Source organism: Stenotrophomonas maltophilia (assembly GCF_013464915.1).
Taxonomy (GTDB): Bacteria; Pseudomonadota; Gammaproteobacteria; order Xanthomonadales; family Xanthomonadaceae; genus Stenotrophomonas; species Stenotrophomonas maltophilia_AT.
Genome location: NZ_RAVT01000024.1, coordinates 95,288 through 108,217 on the forward strand (window position 1 = coordinate 95,288; position 12,930 = coordinate 108,217).

The 12,930-nt window shown below is 66.5% G+C and carries 15 protein-coding genes and 1 tRNA gene; 1 reads left to right on the top strand and 15 read right to left on the bottom strand.

Annotated features, from left to right (window positions below):
- Positions 1–27 precede the first annotated feature (27 nt).
- The 15 genes from D7T59_RS08985 to D7T59_RS09055 form a co-directional block, all read right to left on the bottom strand.
- Entirely contained in the window at positions 28–408 is a 381-nt protein-coding gene (locus D7T59_RS08985; RefSeq protein WP_106549828.1) for a tautomerase family protein, read from the bottom strand.
- 245 nt (positions 409–653) lie between these two features.
- Positions 654–728: transfer RNA gene (locus D7T59_RS08990), tRNA-Val, on the bottom strand.
- Between the two features lie 135 nt (positions 729–863).
- Entirely contained in the window at positions 864–1,217 is a 354-nt protein-coding gene (locus tag D7T59_RS08995; RefSeq protein ID WP_111111528.1) for a PilZ domain-containing protein, read from the bottom strand.
- Entirely contained in the window at positions 1,214–2,170 is a 957-nt protein-coding gene (locus D7T59_RS09000; protein ID WP_180851384.1) for a DNA polymerase III subunit delta', read from the bottom strand. The genes D7T59_RS08995 and D7T59_RS09000 overlap by 4 nt, the downstream gene beginning before the upstream one ends.
- Positions 2,167–2,832: a dTMP kinase gene (gene tmk / locus D7T59_RS09005; RefSeq protein WP_180851383.1), complete on the bottom strand. Its 666-nt coding sequence runs from the start codon at positions 2,830–2,832 to the stop codon at positions 2,167–2,169. The genes D7T59_RS09000 and tmk overlap by 4 nt, the downstream gene beginning before the upstream one ends.
- Positions 2,829–3,890: an endolytic transglycosylase MltG gene (gene mltG / locus D7T59_RS09010; protein ID WP_164136937.1), complete on the bottom strand. Its 1,062-nt coding sequence runs from the start codon at positions 3,888–3,890 to the stop codon at positions 2,829–2,831. Before mltG ends, tmk begins: the two co-directional genes overlap by 4 nt.
- Positions 3,891–3,988: 98 nt before the next feature.
- The gene (locus tag D7T59_RS09015) at positions 3,989–5,353 is read right to left on the bottom strand and encodes an aminodeoxychorismate synthase component I (RefSeq protein ID WP_180853508.1); all 1,365 of its coding nucleotides are present in this window, start codon (positions 5,351–5,353) and stop codon (positions 3,989–3,991) included.
- Between the two features lie 112 nt (positions 5,354–5,465).
- Entirely contained in the window at positions 5,466–6,728 is a 1,263-nt protein-coding gene (fabF, locus tag D7T59_RS09020) for a beta-ketoacyl-ACP synthase II (protein ID WP_008266624.1), read from the bottom strand.
- A 142-nt stretch (positions 6,729–6,870) separates the two neighbouring features.
- Complete coding sequence (acpP, locus tag D7T59_RS09025; RefSeq protein ID WP_005408313.1) at positions 6,871–7,110, bottom strand: acyl carrier protein; 240 nt, start codon at positions 7,108–7,110, stop codon at positions 6,871–6,873.
- A 152-nt stretch (positions 7,111–7,262) separates the two neighbouring features.
- The gene (fabG, locus tag D7T59_RS09030) at positions 7,263–8,006 is read right to left on the bottom strand and encodes a 3-oxoacyl-ACP reductase FabG (RefSeq protein ID WP_005408312.1); all 744 of its coding nucleotides are present in this window, start codon (positions 8,004–8,006) and stop codon (positions 7,263–7,265) included.
- An 82-nt stretch (positions 8,007–8,088) separates the two neighbouring features.
- Positions 8,089–9,033, bottom strand: coding sequence for an ACP S-malonyltransferase (gene fabD, locus D7T59_RS09035; protein WP_180853507.1), 945 nt, complete (start codon positions 9,031–9,033; stop codon positions 8,089–8,091).
- Between the two features lie 240 nt (positions 9,034–9,273).
- On the bottom strand, positions 9,274–10,056 hold the full coding sequence (locus tag D7T59_RS09040; RefSeq protein WP_164136934.1) for a BUD32 family EKC/KEOPS complex subunit: 783 nt from the start codon (positions 10,054–10,056) through the stop codon (positions 9,274–9,276).
- 77 nt (positions 10,057–10,133) lie between these two features.
- Entirely contained in the window at positions 10,134–11,111 is a 978-nt protein-coding gene (locus D7T59_RS09045) for a beta-ketoacyl-ACP synthase III (RefSeq protein ID WP_099553840.1), read from the bottom strand.
- Positions 11,112–11,202: 91 nt separating this feature from the next.
- Positions 11,203–11,397, bottom strand: a complete 195-nt coding sequence (rpmF, locus tag D7T59_RS09050; protein WP_005408308.1) for a 50S ribosomal protein L32 — start codon at positions 11,395–11,397, stop codon at positions 11,203–11,205.
- A gap of 107 nt (positions 11,398–11,504) precedes the next feature.
- Positions 11,505–12,014, bottom strand: coding sequence for a YceD family protein (locus tag D7T59_RS09055; RefSeq protein ID WP_164082454.1), 510 nt, complete (start codon positions 12,012–12,014; stop codon positions 11,505–11,507).
- Positions 12,015–12,127: 113 nt separating this feature from the next.
- Between D7T59_RS09055 and D7T59_RS09060 the strand changes: the two genes are divergently transcribed.
- Positions 12,128–12,697, top strand: coding sequence for a Maf family protein (locus D7T59_RS09060; RefSeq protein WP_180853506.1), 570 nt, complete (start codon positions 12,128–12,130; stop codon positions 12,695–12,697).
- Positions 12,698–12,930: the final 233 nt, after the last annotated feature.

A 12,930-nucleotide genomic window follows, 5' to 3' on the forward strand; every position in this document is an offset into this window, starting at 1 on the left:
ACGCCATGCGTGGATGCTTTTCGCGCATCAACTCACGTACTGCGCAACCCCGTTCCCGAACGACCAGTTCTCCTTCTTCACTTCCACAAGATTGATGAACACATCCTCGCGGCGGATGCCCACCGCCGCGTGCAATCCCTCGGCGATGCCGGCGTACAACGCCTTCTTCTGCTCCAGCGTGCGTCCTTCGTTCCAGGTGATCTGGATGCAGATGAAATCGTCGGTGCGGTCCACGCCCAGGTAGCTGGCGTCGTAGATCAGCGTGCCGGGCTCGTGTTCCTGGAAGATCTGGAAGCGGTCGTTTTCCGGCACGCCCACCGCGCGCATGGCCTGGTAGATGGTTTCGCCAACGCGTTGCAGGTAGTCGGCGGATTTACCTTTGCGAAGATCGATGCGGGCGAGCGGCATGTTGGCACTCCGGCGTGGATGGGCACGGCAATGGGCTGAGACTACGCCTGCCCGGGGCGGCGGAACAGCACATGGATGGAACCCTCTGCCCGCATCGGTGAAGTGCGTCCCCGAGCGCTTCGCGCGGTTGCGCGAGCCGGTGAGTCGCGCTGTCAACGATGACGCTGCACGATGCCGGAAAGCCGCGCCGATGGTCAGGCAACAAAAAAGCCCCCATTGCTGGAGGCTTCTTTCGTTCTGCAACATGGTGGGCGGTACAGGGATCGAACCTGTGACCCTTGCCGTGTGAAGGCAATGCTCTACCGCTGAGCTAACCGCCCGGTGTGTTGCTGAGCCGCTCATTATAGGGGCTTTTCAGAGGCCGTCAACAGTTTTTCACATTCGTGTTCACGGGTGTTTCGAGGGCCGCTGCCGCGCATGGGCCGGCGCTACCCGGGGCGGCAATCCGCGCCCCGTTACATCGTATGGGTCGGCTTGTCAGAACTGGTCAGGCCGGCCAGCAGCGTCTCGATCTTGTGGCGCACGCCCTCGCCTTCGGCCCCCTCGGCCAGCTGCACGCCGATGCCGGCGGTGCGGTTGCCCTGCGCGCCGGCCGGGGTCACCCAGATCACCTTGCCGGCCACCGGCAGGCGCTCGCTGGAATCGGGCAGGGTCAGCAGCAGGAACACTTCGTCGCCCAGGAAATAGCGCTTGGGCGTGGGCACGAAGATGCCGCCATTCTTCACGAATGGCATGTACGCGCTGTACAGCGCGGCTTTGTCCTTCACGGCCAGGGACAGGATGCCCTGGCGGGCGTTGCTGGCACTCATCGATTTCCCCTTGCGGCAGGCCGCTCGTTCACCTTGTTCCAGGCCAGCAGCAACTCGACCACCGCAAGGTCTGCACGCACGGTGGTACGCAGCAGGTCGCGGGTGCGGTTGGCCGCATCGAACCAGGCTGCAAGCTTGTGCAATCGCTCCGGCGCGGTCAAGGCATCGGTGCTGGCCTGGGCCAGCGCCAGGTCGGCGGCAAAGCGCAGGCGCAACGCCGCGTTGTCGTCACCACACCACCTCTGCGCCAGCTCCACTGCACCGGTCTTGCCGGCAGCCAGCTGTTCCAGTTCGCGACCTACTTCACGGCGCAGGCTCAGGCCATCCTCGCGCAGCCAGTTGTCGGCCTGGCCGGGATGCCCGCGCGCAGCCTCCAGCGCTTCGCGCGCCGACGCCTCGCCATGGCCCTGCTGCTGCAGCCAGGCCAGCGCTTCATGCAGCGGCGGCAGCTTGAACTCCAGGCGCTGGCAACGGCTGCGGATGGTCTGCGGCAGGCGCGCCGGGTCGCTGCTGATCAGCCACAGGTAGCGGCCCGGCTGCGGCTCTTCCAGGGTCTTCAGCAGCGCATTGGCGGCCGAGCGGTTGATCGCATCGGCCGGGTCGACGATCACCACCTGCGCCACGCCGTACTGCGGGGTCAGCGCCAGCTTGTCGGTGATCTCACGCACCTGCTCGATGACGATCTCGGTACGCAGCTTGTCGCCGCTCTTGTTCGGAATGAAGCTGACCAGCTGCAGGTCCGGATGGGTACCGGCGGCGATCAGCTGGCGCGTGCGCGTGGCATGCGCGGCATCACCGCGCGCCAGCACGTGGTCGGCCAATGCCAGCGCCACCTCACGCTTGCCCAGCCCGGCCGGGCCGCAGATCAACAGGCCATGGCCGAGCCGGTCGGCATCGAGCGCAGCCACGGTCTGATCGAACGCGCGCTGCTGCCACGGCGAGAACGTACTCATGCGCCCTCCCCGCCCTGCAGCCAACGCTCGACGCATGCAACCACATCGGCCGCCACACGCTCCTGTACTTGGCCGGCGTCGATCAGCGCGAAGCGCTGCGGGTCCTGCTGCGCGCGGCTGCGGAACACTTCACGCACGCGCTGGAAGAAATCGTCCTGCTCGCTTTCGATGCGATCCGGCCACAGGTCGCGGCCGTTGGCGCGCGCGCGGCCTACCGCCACATCCACGTCCAGCAGCAGGGTCAGGCCGGGCAACAGGCCGACCGCGCGTCGTTCCAGATCGGCAATCCACTGCGGATCAAGCCCGCGGCCACCGCCCTGGTAGGCGTAGCTGGAGTCGGTGAAGCGATCACTCAGCACATAGGCACCGCGCTGCAGTGCCGGTTGGATCACCTGGCGCACATGCTGCGCGCGTGCGGCGAACACCAGCAGCAGTTCGGCCTCGGCACTGAGCGGTTCGGCGGCAATCTCGGCATCGGGCTTCAGCACCAGGCCGCGGATGCGCTCGGCCAGGGGGGTGCCGCCCGGCTCACGGGTCAGCACCACCTCGTGGCCGTGGCTGCGCAGGCAGTCACGGATGGCATTGATGGCGGTGGTCTTGCCCGCGCCCTCGCCGCCTTCCAGGCTGACGAAACGCGGGTGGCGAAGCAGCGCGGGACTCATTGCGCCGGGGTCTCCTTGGTACGTTGCTGGCGCAGCTGCTGCAGGTAGCGGGCCACTGCGGCGTTGTGCTGGTCCAGGCTGGGCGAGAACACGTGTGCGCCACTGCCATCGCCAACGGCGACGAAGTACAGTGCGTCGCCCGGCGCAGGCTGCGCGGCCGCCATCAGCGCATCGCGGCTGGGCATGGCGATCGGCGTCGGGGTCAGGCCAGCACGGGTGTAGGTGTTGTAGGGCGTATCGGTGGTCAGGTCGCGGCGGCGGATGTTGCCGTCATACGCGGCACCGATGCCATAGATCACGGTCGGGTCGGTCTGCAGGCGCATGCCGATTTTCAGGCGGCGCATGAACACGCCGGCAATCTGCGGGCGCTCGCTGGCCAGCGCGGTTTCCTTCTCGATGATCGAGGCCATCGTCAGCAGTTCGTAGGGCGTGTTGATCGGCAGGTCCGGCGCACGGCTTTCCCAGGCCTCGTCCAGCGCCTTTTCCATCGCGCCATGTGCACGCTTGAGCACGTCCAGGTCGCTGTCGCCGCGCTGGTAGACGTAGGTTTCAGGCAGGAAGCGGCCTTCCGGATGCTGGCCACCGAAGCCGAGGCGCTGCATCAGCGCGGCGTCATCAAGATTGTCGGTGGTGTGCAGCAGCGGCTCGGCGCGCTTGAGCGCGGCCCGCAGCTGGCGGATGTTCCACCCCTCCACGATGGTGACGCGGTGCTGCAGCACCTTGCCGGCGCGCATGCGCAGCAGCAGCTCGCGCGGGGTCAGCTCGCCACTGAGCGCGTACTCGCCCACCTTCAGCTTGCCAGCGGCATCAAGCTGGCGCGCCAGCAGCTGCCACTGGGTGTCCTGGCCTTCATCCACACCGGCGTCGCGCAGCTTGCGCAGCACGCTGTTCATGCCATCGCCGCTGGCGATGACCACGCTTTCGGCGGTGGGCGTGATCGGGGCATCGGCGAAGCGGGTCTGCTGGTAGAAGAACCACGCGCCCACGCCGGCCACGACGGCGGCCAGCACCACCACCAGCGTTACCACGAACAGACACCCGCGCTTGGCTCCCGCCATGGACTACCTCTGAACTCGATTCCGTCGTGCAGGATACCGTGCCGGTGGATTGGGGTCATGACCGGGTGGCAGATGCCCCGGTAGTGCCGGCCGGTCGATCAGCCCTGCTGGCCCAGTGCGCGCAGCAGGCCGCGCGCCTTGGCGCGGGTCTCGTCCAGTTCCTTGTCCGGGTCCGAGTCCACCACGATGCCGGCGCCGGTGCGGAAGCTCACCTCGTGGCCTTCCACTTCGGCGGTGCGGATCAGGATGTTCAGGTCCAGGTCGCCATCGCGGTTCAGCCACCCGAAGGCGCCGGTATAGGCACCGCGCGGCACCTGCTCCAGCTCGCCGATGATCTGCATGCAGCGCACCTTCGGGCAGCCGGTGATGGTGCCGCCAGGGAAGGTGGCGGCAATCACCTCGCCCGGTGTCACCTCAGGGCGCAGATGGCCGCTGACATTGCTGACGATGTGGTGCACGTGGGCGTAGCTCTCCACGGTCATCAGCTCATCGACCACCACGGTGCCCGGCAGGCAGATGCGACCCAGGTCATTGCGCTCCAGGTCGATCAGCATCACGTGCTCGGCACGCTCCTTGGGGTGGCCGACCAGTTCCTGGATGCGCGCGGCATCATCGTCGCCCTCGAAGCGTGGCCGTGTACCCGCAATCGGGCGGGTCTGCGCATGGCCGGCGTGCACCGACACCAGCCGCTCCGGCGAGGAACTGACCACGTGGCGGCCGTGCGCGCTGAACAGGCCGGCAAACGGCGCCGGGTTGGCACGGCGCAGCTGCGCATACAGCGCCTGCGGGTTGACGGGCGCAGCGAACTGCGCGCTCCAGCGCCGCGACAGGTTCACCTGGAACACGTCGCCGGCACGCAGGTACTCGATCACCCGGCGCACGCCGTCGGTGAAGCGCTGCGGCGCGTCCTCGCCCACCGACTGCGGCGGCTGCCAGCCCTGCCCGGCCTCGGGCAACGCCGCCGAGGCCAGTGCGACCAGCGCATCCAGCAATAGCTGTTCACCCGCTTCGGCGATGACGAAGCTGGCGTCGTTCTGGTGGTCGTGCAGTACCGCAGCCGGGCAGCGCAGCGCCAGCGCGGTCGGGCGGCCGTCCGCGCGCGCGCGCGCCGGCAGCACCGGTTCGATCTGGCTGGCCACTTCGTAATCCAGCATCAACGCCCAGCCGCCGCGGAACGGCAGGCTGTGGCTGCCGTCATGTGGCAGGCGTTCGGCCTGCCACGCGCGATCCAGCGCCTGCAGGAACGTGCCGGGCTGCACGGCGTCGTGCTGGTCGCGCACCCGGCCGTCGGCATCCAACCGCAGGACATCGCCTTGTGCGGCCAGCAGCAGGCTCCAGCGGCCCTGGGCGGTGCCTGAGGCGGTGGATTCCATCAGCAGCGGGAAGCGTGCCGGATCGTGCTGCTGCAGGGCCAGCAGGTCGATCGGATGCGACAGCGGGTGGATCAGCGGTGCGTGGGTCATGGCGGCCAGTTCGGAGGTTCAGATGCACGGAAGCCGCCTTGCGGCGGCTCCGTGGTGCACGGCATTGATCCGTTTGTCGGATTGCCGGTGGGTCGCGTCGCGACGATGCCGGTCAGACGCGCTTGAAGATCAGCGTGCCGTTGGTACCGCCGAAGCCGAAGCCATTGGACATCACCACGTCCACCTTGGCCTGACGTGCTTCGTTGGGCACGTAGTCCAGGTCGCAACCTTCGCCCGGCTGCTGCAGGTTGATGGTCGGCGGAATGATGTTGTCCTGCAGTGCCATCACCGAGAAGATCGCTTCCACGCCGCCGGCGGCACCCAGCAGGTGGCCGGTCATCGACTTGGTGGAGCTGACCATCATCTTGTAGGCGTGGTCGCCGAAGGCGGTCTTCATCGCCATGGTCTCGCCCAGGTCGCCCAGCGGCGTGGAGGTGCCGTGCGCGTTGAGGTAACCCACCTGTTCCGGGGTCACGCCGGCGTCCTTCATGGCCATGACCATGCAGCGCGCGGCGCCTTCGCCGTTCTCGCTCGGGGCGGTCATGTGGTACGCGTCGGAGCTGGCACCGAAACCGGCCAGTTCGCAGTAGATCTTCGCGCCGCGTGCCTTGGCGTGCTCGTACTCTTCCAGGATCAGGATGCCGGCGCCGTCGCCCAGCACGAAGCCATCACGGTCCTTGTCCCACGGGCGCGAGGCCTGTTCCGGGGCGTCGTTGCGGGTGCTCATGGCCTTCATCGCGCAGAAGCCGCCCAGCGCGGTCGGCGACGAGCCACGCTCGGCACCACCGACCACCATCACGTCGGCATCGCCGTACTGGATCATGCGCATCGCGGTACCGATCGAATGGTTCGAGGTCGCGCACGCCGACACCGCCGAGAACGACGGGCCCTTCAGGCCGGTGATGATGCTCAGCTGGCCCGGCAGCATGTTGATGATGGTCTTGGGCACGTAGAAGGGCGAGATCTTCTTGCCCTCGTGGAACTCGATGGTCTGCTCTTCGATGCCGAGCAGGCCACCGATGCCGGCGCCGACGATGGCGCCGATGCGCTCGGCGTTGGCGTCGGTGATCTCCAGGCCCGAATCGTGCAGGGCCATGAACGAGGCACCGAGGCCATAATGGATGAACGGGTCCATCTTCTTGGCATCCTTGCCGCTGACCCGGAACTTGCCGAACAGTTCATTGTCGGCGGTGATGTCAAATCCCTTGACCTCACCTGCAATCTTGGTGGTGAACCGATCCACGTAGGCATCAGCAACGTTGGTCAGCGGACCGATGCCCGAACGACCGTGGGTGATGCCTTCCCAGCTGCTGGCCAGATCATTGCCCAACGGCGAGACGATACCCAGGCCGGTTACGACGACGCGACGCTTCATTGCTGTTTCTCCTGACCCGGATGGATTCTACGGGCAACTCGGTTTGCTTCGATGTGATGCTCAAACACACGGGGCCGCAACAGCGGCCCCATGGGGTGCGGTGCGCGGCGAGGATGACCCGCACGCGCACTGCCGTCTGACATCAGGCCTTGACGTGGGCCTTGACGTAGTCGATGGCGGCCTGCACGGTGCTGATCTTCTCGGCTTCTTCGTCCGGGATCTCGCACTCGAATTCTTCTTCCAGGGCCATCACCAGCTCGACGGTGTCCAGCGAGTCAGCGCCCAGGTCATCGACGAACGATGCGCTGTTGGTGACTTCTTCTTCCTTGACGCCAAGCTGTTCGACGACGATTTTCTTGACGCGTTCTTCGATGGTGCTCATGGGATCTCGCTCCAGATGGAGTTGTGGTTCAAAAGTGGTCGCCATCAAAGGCGATGGCCGTGGGATAGTGTAGTGGAAACCGGCGCGGCCTTGCATCGCAGCAAAAACCTCAGCAGATCAACCACTTGCGGCGCAATCCCTGCGCCCCTTGCTTACGGCATGTACATGCCACCGTTCACATGGAGGGTTTCGCCGGTGATGTAACCGGCAGCCGGGCTGGCCAGGAAGGCCACCGCATGGGCGATGTCCTCCGGCGAACCCAGGCGTTCGAGGGCGATGTCGTTGATCAGCGCGGTGCGCGCTTCTTCCGGCAACGCCTTGGTCATGTCGGTGTCGATGAAGCCGGGAGCGACCACATTGACGGTGACACCGCGCGAACCGATTTCCTTGGCCAGCGACTTGCTGAAGCCGATGATGCCGGCCTTGGCGGCCGCGTAGTTGGCCTGGCCGGCATTGCCGGTCACGCCCACCACCGATGCGATGTTGATGATGCGGCCCTTGCGCGCCTTCATCATGCCGCGCATCACCGCCTTGCTGGTGCGGAACACGCTGGTCAGGTTGGTGTCGATGATCGACGCCCAGTCCTCGTCCTTCATGCGCATCAGCAGGTTGTCGCGGGTGATGCCGGCATTGTTGACCAGGATAGAGATCGGGCCGAATTCCTTGGCGATGCCGTCCAGCACGCTGTCCAGCGCGGCAGCGTCGGTGACGTTCAGCGCACGGCCGTGACCGCCGTGGGCGGCCAGGCGCTCGCCGATCGCGGCAGCGCCGGATTCGGTGGTGGCGGTGCCGATGACGGTGGCGCCCTGGGCGGCCAGCAGATCGGCGATGGCGGCACCAATGCCACGGCTGGCACCGGTGACCAGTGCGATTTCACCCTGCAGGGGCTTGCTCATGATGTTTTCCTCAGGCTGGGGCGGCCGCCGCACCCGTGCCGCGTGCAGCGGCCACCGGTACGGTCGGCAGGAACAGGGGGAGTCAGGCCGACCATGCCTCGCGGGCGGCTTCGAAGTCGCCCGGGGTGGCCAGCGAACGGCCGTCGATGGCCTTGTCGATGCGCTTGACCAGGCCAGTCAGCACCTTGCCCGGGCCGCACTCGGCGATCTGGGTGATGCCACGGCCGGCCAGCGCCTGCACGCAACCGGTCCACTGCACCGGCTGGTACAGCTGCTGCACCAGCGCGGTACGGATCGCGTCGATACCGTCATGCACCTTGGCATCGACGTTCTGCACCACCGGCAGCTGCGGCGCCTGCCAGGACAAGCCGGCCATCACTTCGGCCAGGCGGTTGGCGGCTTCGCGCATCAGCGGGGTGTGCGAGGGCACGCTCACGGCCAACTTTACGGCCTTGCGCACGCCCTTCTCCGCCAGCAGCGCCAGCGCGCGGTCGACCGCGTCGGCGTCGCCACCGATGACGATCTGGCCCGGCGAATTGAAGTTGGCCGGCACCACCACCTGGCTGCCTGCGGCTTCGGCGCAGACGTCCAGCACCAGCTGGTCTTCGGCGCCCAGCACGGCGGCCATGGCGCCGACACCGGCCGGTGCGGCTTCCTGCATCAGCTGGCCGCGCAGGCGCACCAGGTGCGCGCCGTCGTGCAGGCTCAGCGCGCCAGCGGCAACCAGCGCGGTGTATTCGCCCAGGCTGTGGCCGGCCAGCACCGACGGGCGCGGACCGCCCACGGCGTTCCAGGCGCGCCACACGCCGATGCTTGCGGCCAGCAGGGCCGGCTGGGTGTATTCGGTACGGTTGAGCATTTCCTCCGGGCCACCCTGGGACAGCGCCCACAGGTCGACGCCGGCACCATCGGATGCCTCGGTGAAGGCTTCACGCACCTGCGGGTGCAGTTCGGCCAGCTCGGCCACCATGCCCACAGACTGCGAGCCCTGGCCGGGGAAGACAAAAGCGAGGGTGGATACGGTCACGCGGTCATCCGCTTGTTGCAATCGAAGCGGGCCATGATAAGGGCGAATCCGCTGTGTCGTCTGTACGTGCGCGTATGCAGGCGTATGGAGCGCAGCCGCGGGACATCCCGGCATCCGGTGCGGTGTCCCCGCCCAGGTAGAGTCGACTGTTAGTCGACTGCCCCACGATCAGCCCCTGAAAACCCGCGCTGCGCGCGGAGGTCGACCAACAGTCGACTCTACCGCAGCGCGAGCCAGCCATCAGCAGAACAGCTGCAGCACGTCCAGGTCGCCGTCGGCGAGGAAATCCACGCACAGGCCCACCAGCATCAGCACGCCCGCCGTACTGGCGCCGTGGGCGATGAAGATCGAATGGGCCAGCGCGCGCGCTGAGCGGCCCAGTTTCATGCACACCCGGGCCAGGCTGCGCAGGCGGCCGCTGACCGCATGCACATGCTCGCGCACCGGCGCCTGGGCATCGCCCATCGCTTCGGCCATCATCGTCTGCAGCTGCTCGGGGCGGTCGGCGTAGTACTTGGCCACGCCGTAACCGAACATCAGCCAGTCGCGGGCCTGCGCTTCGCACAGATCCATCACTTCCAGCGGATCTTCCTCGAAGTCGATGAAGCCCACCTTCTGGCCATCCCAGGTGAGGTTGCGCGGCAACGGCTGGCCAAAATAGGCGCCGCGCGCGTGCGCTTCGGCGATGGCCTGCATCGCCGCCATCACCAGCCGGTCGCGACCGGCCTCGTCGGCCTGGCGCAGGCAGGTATTGAACGAACTGCCGTTGTCGCCGATCACCAGTGCGGCATGGCCGCTGCCCAGCACGCCGGGCACGTTCACGCCCTGCGCCTGCAGTTCCCCAAGGCGACGGGCTTCGGTTTCGCGCGCGGCGTCACCACCCCGGTGCGGCGGTGGGCGCAGGGCATCGAGATGGAAACGGCGGGCAACGAAATTGAGCAGGCCCAGGGCCAGTGCGCGGCTTCCCTTGCCGTACTGCTTCAGCCAGGCGCGCTGCCCTTCGATGACGATGGGCTCAACCATGACAGGTACTCCTATAAACGCGTTACGGCCCCAGAGGGGCCGTAACGACAAGCTTCACATTGTCGTAACTTGCACTATCAATAGCGCAGCAGGGCCGAACCCCACGTGAAGCCGCCGCCGAAGGCTTCCAGCAGCAGCAGCTGGCCACGCTCGACGCGGCCCGAACGCACCGCAGCGTCCAGCGCCAGCGGCACCGAACCGGACGAGGTGTTGCCATGCTTGTCGACAGTCACCACCACCTGGTCCATCGACATGTCCAGGCGCTTGGCGGTGGCTTCGATGATGCGCAGGTTGGCCTGGTGCGGAATCAGCCAATCCAGGTCGGACTTGTCCAGGCCATTGGCGGCCAGGGTCTCGTCCACGACCGAGTCCAGCGCCTTGACGGCGTACTTGAACACGTCGTTGCCCTTCATGTTGATGGTGCCACCACCGTTGGCGCCGTCCTTGAAGCCGGTCGATACGCCCACCGGGTTCCACAGCAGTTCCTTCTTGCTGCCGTCGGCATGCAGGTGGGTACTGAGGATGCCGGTCTCTTCGTCGGCCTTGAGCACGACAGCGCCGGCGCCATCGCCGAACAGCACGCAGGTGGTGCGATCGTTCCAGTCGACCATGCGGGTCAGCGTTTCGGTGCCGATCACCAGCACATGCTTGCAGTCGCCGGAACGGATGAACTTGTCGGCCACGCCCAACGCGAACACGAAGCCCGAGCAGGCGGCGTTGACGTCAAAGGCAGGGCACCCCGCAACACCGAGCTTGGCCTGGATCAGGCACGCGGTGGAGGGGAAAATGAGGTCAGGCGTGGTCGTACCAACCACGATCATGTCGAGCTGCGAAGCGTCGATACCGGCCGCTTCAAGTGCGCGCAGCGCGGCCTGGTAGCCGAGGTCGCTGGTGGTTTCGCCTTCGGCCGCGATGTGCCGTTCACGAATTCCGGTGCGCGACTGGATCCACTCATCCGAGGTTTCGACCATTTTTTCCAGGTCGGCGTTGGTCAGGACTTTTTCCGGCAAATAGCTACCGGTGCCCGCGATCCTCGAATAGATCCGCTTGCTCATCATGTTTCCTGTTGCGCGGGCCGCCGATCACCGGCACGCCCGGGAAAGAAGGCAAAGGCCGCTGCCCGGGGGCAGCGGCCTTCCCGGCACATCAATCTTCTTCGACGGCCGAGGTCTTGGTCTGGATGACCTTCTTGCCGCGGTAGAAACCGTCAGCAGTGATGTGGTGACGCAGGTGCACTTCGCCGGTGGTCGGGTCGGTCGACAGCTGCTTGGCGCTCAGGGCGTCATGCGAACGGCGCTGGCCGCGGCGGGACGGGGTAACACGGGATTTCTGCACAGCCATGGGATTGCTCCAAACTCGGTTCGTTTTGCTTCGTCGTATCGTCGCGCAGGACGCCAGCGCCCAGCACACTTTCGCTTTCGCCGCAGCCGCCGACGACAATCCGGCTGCTATTGTTTCTTCAACGCCGCCAACGCCGCGAACGGATTGGCTTTCTTTGTTTCTTCTTCGCTCGGCGCCCAGTCCTTGTCGACTGCTTCACCGTCGGGCGACAGCGGTACCACCGGCACTGCCAGCACCAATTCGTCCTCGACCAGATCCAGCGGCTTCAGCTGGCCATCCTCCGGCACCAGCAACGCCTCGTATTCCTCCGGCAGGGACGATTCCTCGTCCTCGTCGCGGATCAGGCCAAGCCTCTGGGTCACCTTCACCGGCAACAGGAATCGCTGCATGCTGCGCTGACAGGTCAGCGGCAACGCGGTGTCGATGGTCAGTTCCACATAGGATACCCGCAGGACTTCGTCGCGACCGAATTCAAGCGAGTAGGAACACTCGCCGTCGGTATCTGCGACCAGCCCCTGCAGGCGGGTCAATTCAGCCAGGGAGACCTGGCCGTCGAAGCGCCTGCGCGCTACGACCATCCGCCAAGCATCCAGCGATTCGGGCACGTTCGCGGACATAAGCCGCTGAATACTAAGGATCGGGGGGGCTGCTGTCAAATGCCCGCCATACAGGACTTGCTGCTGGCGCTGCGCACGGGCCAGACTGCCGCGCCCTGCCTTGGAATTGTCGCATGTCACTGGTCCTGGCCTCTACCTCCCGCTACCGCCGCGAGTTGCTGCAGCGCCTGGGCCTGCCCTTCGACTGCGCCCGCCCGGAGGTGGATGAAACCCCGTTGAACGCTGAGACGCCGCTGGCCCTGGCCACGCGCCTGGCCACGGCCAAGGCGGCCGAGGTCGCCGCCCGCTACCCCGGCGTCTGGGTAATCGGCTCGGACCAGGTGGCGGACCTGAACGGGCGACCGCTGGGCAAGCCGGGCACGGCCGGGGCGGCCTGCGCACAGCTGGCAGCGATGTCCGGGCAGACGGTGCGCTTCCATACTGCCATCAGTCTCACGCGAGATGGAGAATCGTTCAGCGCCGTGGATCTGACCGAAGTCCGTTTCCGCACGCTGGGCCAGGAGGAGATCGCCCGCTACGTGGCCGCCGAACAGCCGCTGGATTGTGCCGGCAGCTTCAAGTGCGAGGGCCTGGGCATCAGCCTGTTCGAAGCGATCGACAACCGCGACCCGACCGCGTTGATCGGCCTGCCGCTGATCGCGCTGTGCGGGTTGCTGCGCCAGGCCGGGTTCGCGGTGCCGTGAGGGCGGCACACTGATTGCCGACACCGATCGCGGAAACAGGCCGGACCTGGGCCGGGTAGGACATGGGCCGGGTAGAGTCGACTGTTAGTCGACTATCGCGCGCAGCGCGGGGTTTTGCCAGCGGCTGGAAGAGCCGTCGACCAGCAGTCGACTAACTGTGTAAACCCAGTACGTTGTTCAGCGGGATTCTGGAAATAGGTGGCTGGCAGCCGATCCCCATATGGGGGCGGTGC

Bases quoted from the DNA above. Each gene is read 5' to 3' on its own strand.
- D7T59_RS08985 (WP_106549828.1), bottom strand. From the start codon at position 408: ATGCCGCTCGCCCGCATCGATCTTCGCAAAGGTAAATCCGCCGACTAC.
- D7T59_RS08995 (WP_111111528.1), bottom strand. From the start codon at position 1,217: ATGAGTGCCAGCAACGCCCGCCAGGGCATCCTGTCCCTGGCCGTGAAG.
- D7T59_RS09000 (WP_180851384.1), bottom strand. From the start codon at position 2,170: ATGAGTACGTTCTCGCCGTGGCAGCAGCGCGCGTTCGATCAGACCGTG.
- tmk (WP_180851383.1), bottom strand. From the start codon at position 2,832: ATGAGTCCCGCGCTGCTTCGCCACCCGCGTTTCGTCAGCCTGGAAGGC.
- mltG (WP_164136937.1), bottom strand. From the start codon at position 3,890: ATGGCGGGAGCCAAGCGCGGGTGTCTGTTCGTGGTAACGCTGGTGGTG.
- D7T59_RS09015 (WP_180853508.1), bottom strand. From the start codon at position 5,353: ATGACCCACGCACCGCTGATCCACCCGCTGTCGCATCCGATCGACCTG.
- fabF (WP_008266624.1), bottom strand. From the start codon at position 6,728: ATGAAGCGTCGCGTCGTCGTAACCGGCCTGGGTATCGTCTCGCCGTTG.
- acpP (WP_005408313.1), bottom strand. From the start codon at position 7,110: ATGAGCACCATCGAAGAACGCGTCAAGAAAATCGTCGTCGAACAGCTT.
- fabG (WP_005408312.1), bottom strand. From the start codon at position 8,006: ATGAGCAAGCCCCTGCAGGGTGAAATCGCACTGGTCACCGGTGCCAGC.
- D7T59_RS09040 (WP_164136934.1), bottom strand. From the start codon at position 10,056: ATGGTTGAGCCCATCGTCATCGAAGGGCAGCGCGCCTGGCTGAAGCAG.
- D7T59_RS09045 (WP_099553840.1), bottom strand. From the start codon at position 11,111: ATGAGCAAGCGGATCTATTCGAGGATCGCGGGCACCGGTAGCTATTTG.
- rpmF (WP_005408308.1), bottom strand. From the start codon at position 11,397: ATGGCTGTGCAGAAATCCCGTGTTACCCCGTCCCGCCGCGGCCAGCGC.
- D7T59_RS09055 (WP_164082454.1), bottom strand. From the start codon at position 12,014: ATGTCCGCGAACGTGCCCGAATCGCTGGATGCTTGGCGGATGGTCGTA.
- D7T59_RS09060 (WP_180853506.1), top strand. From the start codon at position 12,128: ATGTCACTGGTCCTGGCCTCTACCTCCCGCTACCGCCGCGAGTTGCTG.